General features: G+C 65.3%; 6 protein-coding genes. 2 read left to right on the top strand and 4 right to left on the bottom strand.

Annotation, left to right across the window (positions count from 1 at the left end; all coding sequences use genetic code 11):
- Window positions 1-125: 125 nt before the first annotated feature.
- Window positions 126-4,871 (bottom strand): glutamate synthase large subunit, encoded by a 4,746-nt coding sequence (gene gltB / locus ACVWYQ_RS27805; RefSeq protein WP_456726575.1) that lies wholly within the window; start codon window positions 4,869-4,871, stop codon window positions 126-128.
- Between the two features lie 491 nt (window positions 4,872-5,362).
- Between gltB and ACVWYQ_RS27810 the strand changes: the two genes are divergently transcribed.
- Complete coding sequence (locus tag ACVWYQ_RS27810) at window positions 5,363-6,127, top strand: hypothetical protein (RefSeq protein ID WP_404545812.1); 765 nt, start codon at window positions 5,363-5,365, stop codon at window positions 6,125-6,127.
- A gap of 259 nt (window positions 6,128-6,386) precedes the next feature.
- Here ACVWYQ_RS27810 and ACVWYQ_RS27815 read toward each other — a convergent pair whose 3' ends face one another.
- Both ACVWYQ_RS27815 and ACVWYQ_RS27820 read right to left on the bottom strand, forming a co-directional pair.
- On the bottom strand, window positions 6,387-7,157 hold the full coding sequence (locus ACVWYQ_RS27815; protein WP_404545814.1) for an alpha/beta fold hydrolase: 771 nt from the start codon (window positions 7,155-7,157) through the stop codon (window positions 6,387-6,389).
- Between the two features lie 156 nt (window positions 7,158-7,313).
- A complete protein-coding gene (locus ACVWYQ_RS27820; protein ID WP_035997846.1) occupies window positions 7,314-7,778 on the bottom strand; it encodes an Hsp20 family protein in 465 nt (154 codons plus the stop codon).
- A gap of 216 nt (window positions 7,779-7,994) precedes the next feature.
- Here ACVWYQ_RS27820 and ACVWYQ_RS27825 point away from each other — a divergent pair, with 216 nt between their 5' ends.
- Window positions 7,995-8,942, top strand: a complete 948-nt coding sequence (locus ACVWYQ_RS27825) for an alpha/beta fold hydrolase (protein WP_275497831.1) — start codon at window positions 7,995-7,997, stop codon at window positions 8,940-8,942.
- A gap of 133 nt (window positions 8,943-9,075) precedes the next feature.
- Here the strand turns inward: ACVWYQ_RS27825 and ACVWYQ_RS27830 are convergent, their stop codons facing one another.
- Window positions 9,076-11,841 (bottom strand): di-heme-cytochrome C peroxidase, encoded by a 2,766-nt coding sequence (locus ACVWYQ_RS27830; RefSeq protein ID WP_404545817.1) that lies wholly within the window; start codon window positions 11,839-11,841, stop codon window positions 9,076-9,078.
- Window positions 11,842-11,939: the final 98 nt, after the last annotated feature.

Raw genomic sequence — 11,939 nt, forward strand, 5'->3', positions numbered from 1 at the left:
CTTAAATTCGTCTTGTTGTTTCCTCACCGTCATTGCGAGGAGCGAAGCGACGAAGCAATCCAGTCTGTTTCCGCGGAGAGTTTCTGGATTGCTTCGCTTCGCTCGCAATGACGAGGTGTAATGCCTTACGCCCCGATCGCGATTTTCGGCTCGGCGTCCGCGTTGGCGGCCATCTCGCGCAGTGCGCGCCGGTACTCGACCGGCATCACCTTGCGGAATTTGGGCAGCCAGTCCTTCCAATTGACAAGGATCTCGGCGGCGCGCTTGGAGCCGGTTGCCTTGGCGTGGCGCGAGATCAGGACGTGCAGCCGCTCGACGTCGGAGGCGAGCAGGTTCCTGAACACGTCGACCCGGCCATGCGCCTCGAGGTCGCCGGCATGGTGATAGGTGCCGGCGTTGATCAACTCCTCCGACAGCACCGGCTCGAGCTCGACCATGCTGAGGTTGCACAGCTTGTCGAAGTCGCCGGCCTCGTCCAGCACGTAGGCGATGCCGCCGGACATGCCGGCCGCGAAGTTGCGCCCGGTCTTGCCGAGCACGACCACGATGCCGCCGGTCATGTATTCGCAGCAATGATCGCCCGCGCCCTCGACCACGGCGACCGCGCCCGAGTTACGCACGGCGAAGCGTTCGCCGGCGATGCCGCGGAAGTAGCACTCGCCCTCAATCGCGCCGTACATCACGGTGTTGCCGACGATGATGCTTTCTTCCGGCACGATGGCCGAGTTCCTCGGCGGCTTGACGATGATCTTGCCGCCCGAGAGGCCCTTGCCGACATAGTCGTTGCCTTCACCTTCGAGCTCGAAGGTGACGCCGTGGGCGAGCCAGGCGCCGAAGGCCTGACCTGCGGTGCCCGTGAGGCTGACATGGATCGTGTCGTGCGGCAGGCCGGCATGGCCGTAGATCTTGGCGACCGCGCCGGACAGCATCGCGCCTGCGGAGCGGTTGGTGCTGTTGATGGCGGCCTCGATCTTCACCGGCGCGCCGCGATCGAGCGCTGCCTGCGCCTTCTCGATCAGCGTGCGGTCGAGCACCGCCTCCAGATGATGGTTCTGGCGCTCGGAGTGATAGATCTTCTGACCCTTCTCTTCCTTCTGCTTGACGAAGAGCTTGGAGAAGTCGAGCCCCTTGGCCTTCCAGTGCGCGACCAGCTTGGTCTGGTCGAGCAGCTGCACCTGGCCGACCATCTCGTTGAAGGTGCGGAAGCCGAGCGAAGCCATGATCTCGCGGACTTCCTCCGCGACGAAGAAGAAGTAGTTGATCACGTGCTCGGGCTGGCCGGTGAAGCGCTTGCGCAGGACAGGGTCCTGGGTCGCGACGCCGACCGGGCAGGTGTTGAGATGACACTTGCGCATCATGATACAGCCGGCCGCAATCAACGGCGCGGTAGCGAAGCCGAACTCGTCGGCGCCCAGCAACGCGCCGATCACGACGTCACGGCCGGTGCGGAAGCCGCCGTCGACCTGGACCACGATGCGGCTGCGCAGCCGCTCGCGCACCAGGGTCTGGTGGGTTTCGGCGAGGCCGATTTCCCACGGCGACCCCGCATGCTTGATCGAGGTCAGCGGCGAAGCACCCGTGCCGCCCTCGAAGCCCGCGATGGTGACATGGTCGGCGCGCGCCTTGGCAACGCCCGCGGCCACAGTGCCGACGCCGATCTCCGAGACGAGCTTGACCGAGACGTCGCCCGTCGGGTTGACGTTCTTGAGGTCGTAGATGAGCTGCGCCAGGTCCTCGATCGAGTAAATGTCGTGGTGCGGCGGCGGTGAGATCAGGCCGACGCCCGGCGTCGAGTGCCGGACTCTTGCGATGGTCGCGTCGACCTTGTGGCCGGGCAGCTGGCCGCCTTCGCCGGGCTTGGCACCCTGCGCCATCTTGATCTGCATCATGTCGGAGTTGACGAGATACTCCGTGGTGACGCCAAAGCGGCCCGAGGCGACCTGCTTGATCGCCGAACGCATGGAATCGCCGTTCGGCATCGGCTTGAAGCGGTCGGCTTCCTCGCCGCCTTCGCCGGTGTTCGACTTGCCGCCGATCCGGTTCATGGCGATCGCGAGCGTGGTGTGCGCCTCGCGCGAGATCGAGCCGAAGCTCATCGCACCCGTGGCGAAACGCTTGACGATCTCCTTGGCCGGCTCGACCTGGTCGAGCGGGATCGGCTTGCGCTTCTCTTCCTCCGCGTTCTTGATCCGGAACAGGCCGCGCAGCGTCAAAAGGCGCTCCGACTGTTCGTTCAGGATCTTGGCGAAGGCGCGGTAGCGCTCCTGCGAATTGCCGCGCGCGGCGTGCTGCAGCAGCGACACCGACTCCGCGGTCCAGGCATGGTCCTCGCCGCGGCTGCGATAGGCATATTCGCCGCCGACATCGAGCGCGGTCTTGTAGACCTGCGCCTCGCCGAACGCGTCGGCATGACGGCGCACTGCTTCTTCCGCGATCTCCCCAAGGCCGACGCCCTCGACGCGGGTATGCGTGCCGGCGAAGAACTTGGCGACGAAGTCGGCCTTGAGGCCGACCGCGTCGAAGATCTGCGCGCCGCAATAGGACTGATAGGTCGAGATGCCCATCTTGGACATCACCTTGAGCAGGCCCTTGCCGATCGACTTGATGTAGCGCTTGACGATCTCATAGTCGTCGAGCGAGCCGGGCAGGCGGTCCTTCATCGCGGTGATGGTTTCGAACGCGAGGTAGGGATTGATCGCTTCGGCGCCGTAGCCGGCAAGGCAGGCGAAGTGATGCACTTCGCGCGGCTCGCCGGATTCGACGACGAGGCCGACCGAGGTGCGCAGGCCGGTGCGGATCAGGTGATGATGCACGGCGGCGCAGGCCAGCAGCGAGGGGATCGGCACGCGGTCGGTGCCGACCATGCGGTCGGACAGGATGATGATGTTGACGCCCTCGCGCACTGCGCTTTCGGCGCGCGCGCAGAGCTCGTCCAGCACCTGGTCCATGCCCGCCGCGCCGAGGCCGGCGTGGAAGGTGGTGTCCAGCGTGCGCGACTTGAAGTGCGACTCCGCCACCTCCGAGATCGAGCGGATCTTTTCCAGGTCCGCGTCGGTCAGGATCGGCTGGCGCACTTCGAGGCGCTTGGTCGTGGCCATGCCCTGCAGGTCGAACAGGTTCGGCCGCGGCCCGATGATCGAGACGAGGCTCATCACCAGCTCTTCGCGGATCGGGTCGATCGGCGGGTTGGTGACCTGTGCGAAGTTCTGCTTGAAGTAGGTGAACAGCGGCTTGGCCTTGTCCGACAGCGCCGAGATCGGCGTGTCGTTGCCCATCGAGCCTGCGGCTTCTTCGCCCGTGGCCGCCATCGGCGTCATCAGGATGGTGATGTCTTCCTGGCTGTAGCCGAACGCCTGCTGGCGGTCGAGCAGCGACAGGTTGGAGCGCACGCCCGTGGTCGGCACCTTCGGCAGGTCTTCGAGCACGATCTGGGTCCGCTCCAGCCACTCCTTGTAGGGATGGCTGGCGGCGAGCGAAGCCTTGATCTCGTCGTCCGGGATCAGGCGGCCTTGCTCGAGGTCGACCAGCAGCATCTTGCCCGGCTGCAGCCGCCACTTGGTGATGATCTGGTCCTCAGGGATCGTCAGCACGCCCATCTCGGACGCCATGACGATGCGATCGTCCTTGGTGACGAGATAGCGCGCGGGCCTCAGGCCGTTGCGGTCGAGCGTGGCGCCGATCTGGCGGCCGTCGGTGAAGGCGATCGCGGCAGGGCCGTCCCACGGCTCCATCAGCGCGGCATGATATTCGTAGAAGGCGCGGCGCTTCTCATCCATCAAGGGATTGCCGGCCCACGCCTCCGGAATCATCATCATGACGGCGTGCGGCAGCGAGTAGCCGCCCTGCACCAGGAATTCGAGCGCGTTGTCGAAGCAGGCGGTGTCCGACTGTCCTTCATAGGAGATCGGCCAGAGCCGGTTGATGTCCTTGCCGTAGAGCTCGGAGCTGACCGAGGCCTGGCGCGCCGCCATCCAGTTGACGTTGCCGCGCAGCGTGTTGATCTCGCCGTTGTGCGCGATCATGCGGTAGGGATGCGCCAGCGACCAGGCCGGGAAGGTGTTGGTCGAAAAGCGCTGGTGCACGAGCGCGAGCGCGCTCTCGAAGTCAGCCTCGTGCAGATCGGGATAGTACTTGCCGAGCTGGTCGGCGAGGAACATGCCCTTGTAGATCACGGTGCGGCAGGACATCGAGCACGGGTAATAGCCGGCGAGGCCGCGGTCGCGGCGCTGGTAGATCGCCTGCGAGATCGACTTGCGCAGAATGTAGAGCCGGCGCTCGAACTCGTCCTCGGTCTTGGCGGTGCCGTTGCGGCCGATGAACACCTGCATGCAGGCGGGCTCGGTCGGCTTCACGGTGACGCCGAGCGAGGAATTGTCGGTCGGCACGTCGCGCCAGCCCAGCAGGGTCAGACCCTCTTCCTTGATCTGGTCGGCGACGATGCTCTTGATCACGTTGCGCCAGGCGGTGTCGCGCGGCATGAACAACGCGCCGATGGCGTACTCGCCGGGCGCCGGCAGCTTGAAGCCGAGCTCTGAGGCCTTGCGGCTGAAGAAGGCGTGCGGGATCTGCACCAGAATGCCGGCGCCGTCGCCAGCGCGCGGGTCGGCGCCGACGGCGCCGCGATGCTCGAGGTGGCAGAGGATGCTCAGCGCGTCCGAGACGATCTCGTGCGACTTCTTGCCTTTGATGTTGGCGATGAAGCCGACGCCGCAAGAATCCTTCTCCAGGCTCGGATCGTACAGGCCTTCGGCCTTGGGGCGCGAATTGTGCTCTTGAATCGGTGAGGTGATCGGATCGGTCGTTTTCGAGGCGACCGTCGCCGACAGCTCTTCTGCCACGATGTTTGCGCGCTCGAATTGCGACCCGTTCATTGTTCCTATCCTCTCCATGCGGCAAGCTGCCTCACCGCCATCTTCGGCGCACCTTGGGCGTTCCGCGGCACCCGCTCCTGGGCCACCGCTCGTCCGTTGCGAGCCGCATTTTCTTAAATTCAGGCCTCGGCGTTCTTCGTCCCCGAGAACGGCTTGGCCTGTTGCCTTCTTGGTGCTCGAGAGCACCAACTTTCGTTGCAATCCCTATGCCGGAACCGCAAGCAAAATTGAGACAGTCTTCCTGTCCTAACCATCACCTTGCCAAATTTTTGTCTAGCACACAAGCGCGCGGAAGTCCCGATTCCGCAGAAGTCAATCGATCGCTTTCCAAAAGTTGCGCAGCCCCGGTTTTGAGGCAAACACGCCCTTATCCGGCCCCGCGGGCGCCGAAATCCCCAACGAAGCTTCGGATCAACCCTTCGGAAGGCGCGCCACGCCGCGAGAAGCGAAACAGGGCGGCCACCGGAGGGCCTGACAGGAGCGTCTGGATCATGAAGTTTTTCACAGGATGTGTGGCGGCCGCCGCGTTGGTGCTGGCTGCCAGTGCGGTCCATGCCCAGGTTCCCGCGGGCGGTATCGCTCGAGGGGCCGTCATCGCGGTCTCGGATTTCGACGGGCCTTACGCGCCGCCGGAGGCCGCCCCGCCGCCGCGTTATGGCTATGGCTATGGCTACGGCTACGAAGAACGCGGCCCGGCACAGGCCTTGCTGCCGTCGACGGAGGTCTACGCGGTGCTGCGCGAAAACGGCTTCTTGCCGCTCGGTATCCCGCGCCTGCGCGGCAGCGTCTACACCATTGCGGTGATCGACCGCCGTGGCGACGATGGCCGGCTGGTGATCGACGCCCGCGACGGGCGGATCATCCGCTTCATGCCCGCCACTGATGCCTATGGCATGGCGCCTTCCTATGACGAACGCGCGGCTTATGGGCCGCAAACCGCACTGCCGCCGCCGACCGTGATCCGCAGCGGCCCGCCGCGCCCGCCGGCGTCGATACCGCATGTGGCAAGCCGCGCCGTGCCGCTGCCGAAGGCTGCCCCGCGGCGTGCCGAGACGCCGGTCGCCGCGAAGCCGGCCGAGCCTACCGCGCAGCAGGCTCAGGCAGTGCAGGCCCAGCCGGCGCAGCAGGCCGCCGTGGTGCAAGCCAAGCCGGCCGAAGCCGCTCCGCAAGCAATCGCACCAACCGTCGGTCAGGCCAGGCCGGCTCCGACGATCCTGCCGACACAGGACATGCCGGCCGCGCAGGGGCTGGATTAGGGCGACCGGAGTTTGGCGCGACACCGCTCATCACACCGTCGCTGTCGTCCCCGCGAAGGCGGGGACCCATACCGCGTGATCTATCGGTGGGGATGAGGTGCGAGTACCGGACTCCGAGTCTTCGCCAAACCGCTCCCTGGGGTTATGGGTCCCGCCCCCGTGCGCAATTGCGCACTAGGCGGGGACGACATCTGGGAGAGAGTTGGCCAAGACAAAGGCGCCTGAGCATTCAGGCGCCTTTTCCATTTCGACGATCGCTTCAGCTCCGCGGATATCCCGCCGCATCCAGGATCAGATTCGCCACCTCCTTCGGATGCGACACCAGCGAGAGGTGGCCGGCATCGAGCTCGATCGTGGTCGCGTTCATGCGCTTGGCGAGGAAGCGCTCGAAATCGGGGTTGATGGTGTAGTCGTTCTTCGACACCGCGTACCAGCTCGGCTTGGAGCGCCACGCCGCCTCCGTGGTGCGGCCGGCGAAGATCGAGGCCGCCGTCGGCCATTGCACGGCGTAGAGCTCCTTGGCCTGCTCCGGCTTCACGCCGTTGGCGAAGTACTTCAGGAAGGCGTCTTCCGAGAGCTTGGTGTAGCCGTCGCGCTCGACGATGCCGGCGCGCGCCGGGCCGGCCGGAAACTGCTTCGACAGCGCCACGAAATCCTCGTTGGCATCGGGCGCGCGTGCGGCGACGTAGACGAGGCCGGTGACCTTCGGGTCGGTGCCGACCTGGCTGATCACGGTGCCGCCCCAGGAATGCGCGACCAGCACCGTCGGCCCGTCCTGCTCGGCCAGCGCCCGCTTGGTCGCCTCGACGGAGTCGCTGAGCGAGGACAGCGGATTTTGCACGGCCGTCACATGCAGGCCTGCAGCCTGTAGGATCGGGATCACCTCCGACCAGCTCGAGCCGTCGGCCCAGGCGCCGTGCACCAGCACGACGTTCTTCGCCTTGACCGTCTGCGGTGTCTGGGCATGAGCAAAGTTGAGGGGAGCCGCCAACAGGCTCGCGGCGACGAAAAGGCTGCGCCAGAGTGACATGATCTTCTCCGTGTTTTTGGTTCGATGCCCAAAGGACGGAGAGCGAGGCGACGGTGTTACGCCTTCACCGTTCTGTGATGCATTGCAACGAAAAAAACGCCCCGGGGCACCGGGGCGTTTTCGCAACCTGAAAGTCGCTGGGTTTGGTCGCCTGGCTCAGGCGGCCTGCGCGGCGGAGTTCTCGATCACCTGCGCCTTGGCGCCGGCGTTGATCGCGATCTGGCGCGGCTTCTTGGCCTCGGGAATCTCGCGGACGAGGTCGACGTGAAGCAGCCCGTTCTCGAGCGAGGCGTCCTTCACCTGCACGAAGTCGGCAAGCTGGAAGGCGCGCTCGAAGGCACGCGCGGCGATGCCGCGGTAGAGCACTTCGGATTTCGAGTTCTCGTTCGCGACCTTCTCGCCCTTGATCGTCAGCGTGTTTTCCTTGGCGACGATGGAGAGCTCATCCTTGGCAAAGCCCGAAACCGCAACGGTGATGCGGTAGGCATTCTCGCCGGTGCGCTCGATGTTGTAGGGGGGATAACCGGGGCTGCCGTCGGAGCTGGCCTGGTCGAGCAGGTTGAAGAGACGGTCGAAGCCGACAGTGGAACGATAGAACGGAGTGAGGTCGTAGCTACGCATGGTCAAGTCCTCCATTGAGCGACTGTTGGTAACCCGCCCGCCAATCGGGCCGGGCTTTAGTCTGTGTGCAGCCTGATGTTCCGGTTCCGAAACACTGGTAGCGGCCTGCACGAAGGTGATATGGGTGGAACGAGACGGCGTTCAAGAGGGCGGGACAGGCGCCTTTTCGGCGCTTTGGCCCCTTGATTTGCAGCACTTCCCGCCCAAGCACGCCCAATGACGCTGGTCTCGATTCCCGCCAATCCGGTCCCCGAAAACGTCGTCAGCGGCACCATCAAGACCCCTGATGGCGTCGAGCTGCGCTTTGCGCGCTGGGCGCCGCCCGCGAACCGCAAGGGCACGGTCTGCGTCTTCACCGGGCGCAGCGAGCAGATCGAGAAGTATTTCGAGACCGTGCGCGATCTGCGCGACCGCGGCTTTGCGGTGGCGATGATCGATTGGCGCGGGCAGGGCCATTCGTCGCGCCGCCTGCGCGATCCGCGCAAAGGCTATGTGCGTGACTTCGCCGATTTCGAGATCGACGTCGAGACCTTCGTGCAGCAGGTGGTGCTGCCGGATTGCCCGCCGCCCTTCTTCGCGCTGGCCCATTCCATGGGCGGCACGGTGCTGCTGCGCGTGGCGCATGCCGGCAAGCGCTGGTTCGACCGCATGGTGCTGTCTGCGCCGATGATCGACCTGCCCGGGCGCACCACCTCGTTGCCGGTGCGTGCGCTGCTCAAGACGATGCGCCTCTTCGGACAGGGCGGCCGCTACGTTCCCGGCGGCAGCGACCGCCTCACCGGGCTCGAACCCTTCATCAACAATCCCCTGACCAGCGATCCGGTCCGCTATGCGCGCAACGCCGCGATCCTGGAGGAAGACCCGACGCTTGGCCTAGCCTCGCCGACGGTCGCCTGGGCCGATACCGCCTTCCGCGCGATGCACACCTTCAAGCGCGTGAACTACCCCTCACAGATCCGCCAACCGATCCTGATGCTGGCGGCCTCCAACGATACCGTGGTCTCGACCGCGGCGATCGAGGAATTCGCCTATCATTTGCGCGCCGGCTCCCATCTCGTGATCGCCGGTGCCAAGCACGAGATCCTCCAGGAGCAGGACCGCTACCGCGCGCAGTTCTGGGCCGCCTTCGACGCCTTCGTGCCGGGCACGCCACTGTTCAAGTGAGGGCGGCGACGAGGGGGAGAGTCCTCGTTCTCCAGTCATTGCGAGGAGCTCTTGCGACGAAGCAATCCAGGCTGTTTCCGCGGAGACAGTCTGGATTGCTTCGCTTCGCTCGCAATGACGAGGTACGGGTGCGTTACAGCGTCTTCAGATACTCGATCAGGTCGTAGCGTTCGGCGTCGTCCTTGAACATGCGGCCGATGACGCCGGGGCGCTTCGGCTCGCCGTCCTTGCGCTCGAAGGAATGGCCGAGCACGCTGTTGCCCTGGATCGGCTTGCCGTCGGAGCCGGTCGCGGAGAACTCCGTTTCACCGGTCTTGCAGCGCTCGTTGGCGGCGACTGCGAAACCGACGGTGTCGGGGTCGTAGTCGCGGCGGCCCATGCAGAATTTTTGCGGGCGCTCGTTCTGCGGCTTCAGCAGCCAGTACAGCGAAGGCACCGAGCCGTTGTGCAGGTAAGGCGCGGTGGCCCAGATGCCGTTCAAGGGCCTCGCGCGATAGCGCGGATCGGGCGCCGGATTGAGACAGTTCTTGCGCGCGAGATTCCACATCTGCGCCCGTTCGGCCTCCGGGATCTTCTCGTCGTCCATCCATTTGCGGGCGACGAGATCGACCACCGTCATGAGGCCCAGCGCATAGACCATCTCGTTGGGCGAAGCGCTCGCCGTCGGGATCTCGCATTGCCACCATTTTTGCAGGTCGGCCGTGTCGACCTTCAGAAAGCCGGGCACGTCGACGGTCCGCTTGCTGAGAACCAGGGACTGCTCGGGATCGGTCTTGATCTCGTCGAGCGGGATCGTGACCGCATTCAGCACCTTGCTGTCGCCGCTCGGCTCCCAGCGCTTCGACGACCAGAAGGCCGGGGTGTTGATGTCAGGCAGATGGCATCCGGAGCACATCTCCGCGTAGATGGCACGGCCGCGCTCGACGCGGTCGGGCTTCAGCTTCCAGGCATCGCCGAGGATGTGCGAGGGCCATTTCGGTGCGAGCAGGCCGCCGAACTTCGGACCATCAGCCGCCTTGAATGGATCGGGGCCTCTCAGCATGTCCTCGATCCAGCCGAGCGTCCTGATGTTCACCGAGGAGCGCCACAGCCTGTCCTGCGGATAGGCATCGGACAAATTGAGCAGCGCCGTCACGCCGAGGGCTTCGCCGGCGTTGCGGATCAGCGGCTGCTCGATCGAGGCGTCGTACTGGGCGAACTTGAACCAGGGCACCGTCCAGATCGCGGGATAGCTGACCGGCGCGTCCTGAGCGTGCAGGTTCTTCTCGAATCCCTTGACCCCGCTCATTGCGAGGTCCTGCGAAAACACCTGGTTGCCGATGCGGTTGAGGGCATCGAGCCGGCCGAACCCTTCCTCGGTGTCCTGCTGCTGCTTGCCGTCCCAGGTCGTCTTGCCTTCGATCGTCTTCTCGTAGGTCTTGGCCCAGTCGATCAGGAAGCTGCCGATCGTGCTCAGCTTCTGCTTGAGCGCCGCGCGGTCCGCCGTGCTGGCGTCGGGGCCGAGCACGCGATCGGCGAAACGCTGGAAGCGGAACGGGACGTATAGCGTATAGGCGATCGACAGGCCGGTCGCGAGCTCGAGCTTCTTCAGGTCGGTCATCGCCGGGCCGCCGTCGAAGCGGACGTCGATGCCCTGGTAATGGATCTGGCCGGTATGACAGGCGGCGCAGGTCAGTCCGATCATGTCGTCCTCGCGGCGGCTCGTCGCGGGATCGACCACGCCGGTCATGCGCGCGAAGCCGACCGGCAGGCCGTCGACGTTCTCCGCCGGCGTCCAGCGCGTCGACCAGTCCGACGCTTGCGTGGTCTCGTAGACATTGGCGTAGCCGAAGCGGCGCAGCGTCGCCGTGTCGGTCTGGATCGTCTGCGGGCTGGGGATGAAGCCGAAGCGTTCGAGATAGGCGCTGTCCTTGATCAGACCCGGCTTGGAGAACAGGTGAAGCCGCGGCTGCTCCAGCGCCACGAACCAGTCATAGGGCACCGGGAACGTCGCGGTGCCCTGGCTGGCGTGGTGGAACCAGTGTCGGTCCTTGAGCGACCAGTTTTGCTCGAGCCAATAGGCAGCCTTGGTTTCGGGCATCGCCGGCAGGGGCGGCGGCAGGAGATTCACCAGCACGCCCTTCTGCGGCAGCATGGCGCGAATCTGGTTGGGGAATTCGGCGACCGCGACCAGGCCGGCGAGGCCAAGGCCGATGACGAGCGCCGTGAGCGCGACCGCCCAGCGAAAGCGGAGCTGGCAGGACGACAGCAGCGGCTGCGATACGATGCGCTGGTTGATGCGGTCGGGGAATTGGCGCTGTTCGAACAGCGTGCGCACGTCGGCCACGCTGAGATAGCGCTCTTCGCCCTGCTTGCCCTTGCCGATGATCTTCAAAAGTATGGGCCATTCGAACTTCATCAGCAGCGGGTAGTACCAGCGAGCGGCGCTGCCGGCGCGCTCGAGGTTGTCGCGCATGAAGGTCTTGATTTCCGCGGCGTTGAGGCCGGGCTCGCTGCTGCCGGTGTTCGGGTCGGTGTAGCTCCGGCCGAAGCTCGCGAGCCGCGCGATCTCGCCCTCGTCGACCTTGCCGTCGACGCCGAGGATGCGCGAGCCGGCGCCGCGCTTGTCCAGCGGGCCGCCGCGCAGCGCGTCGAGCTGCGCGCCCGAAAAGATGCTCTTCAGAATGTGCTTGACGCCGTTGGCGATCATCGCGACGCCGCGGACCTGGATGCGGGCCGAGACCTTCTTCAGCCCCGTCTCACCGGTCGCATTGGCGATGGTCTGCGACAGCGTGTTGAGCGGAACGGTGCCTCCCTCGACGAAGCCCTCGCCGACGAGGCCGCGCAGGAACGGGCAGGGATTGTTCGGCGAGACTGGAATCGAGGGATCGAGGGGCGGCTTCGAAGCGGGGTGATGCATGGCCCAAATCCTGAAAGCAGCGAATCTTGAAAAGCAGGCGCGCTGTTAGAGCGCGGAAAGTCCTAACAAACCGACAGCACGATATACTACTTCAGCGT

It is taken from the genome of Bradyrhizobium sp. USDA 3397, from assembly GCF_054060965.1.

Excerpts from the sequence above, each read along its gene's own strand:
- ACVWYQ_RS27820 (WP_035997846.1), bottom strand. The coding sequence starts at position 7,778 with ATGCGTAGCTACGACCTCACTCCGTTCTATCGTTCCACTGTCGGCTTC.
- ACVWYQ_RS27830 (WP_404545817.1), bottom strand. The coding sequence starts at position 11,841 with ATGCATCACCCCGCTTCGAAGCCGCCCCTCGATCCCTCGATTCCAGTC.
- ACVWYQ_RS27825 (WP_275497831.1), top strand. The coding sequence starts at position 7,995 with ATGACGCTGGTCTCGATTCCCGCCAATCCGGTCCCCGAAAACGTCGTC.
- ACVWYQ_RS27815 (WP_404545814.1), bottom strand. The coding sequence starts at position 7,157 with ATGTCACTCTGGCGCAGCCTTTTCGTCGCCGCGAGCCTGTTGGCGGCT.
- gltB (WP_456726575.1), bottom strand. The coding sequence starts at position 4,871 with ATGAACGGGTCGCAATTCGAGCGCGCAAACATCGTGGCAGAAGAGCTG.
- ACVWYQ_RS27810 (WP_404545812.1), top strand. The coding sequence starts at position 5,363 with ATGAAGTTTTTCACAGGATGTGTGGCGGCCGCCGCGTTGGTGCTGGCT.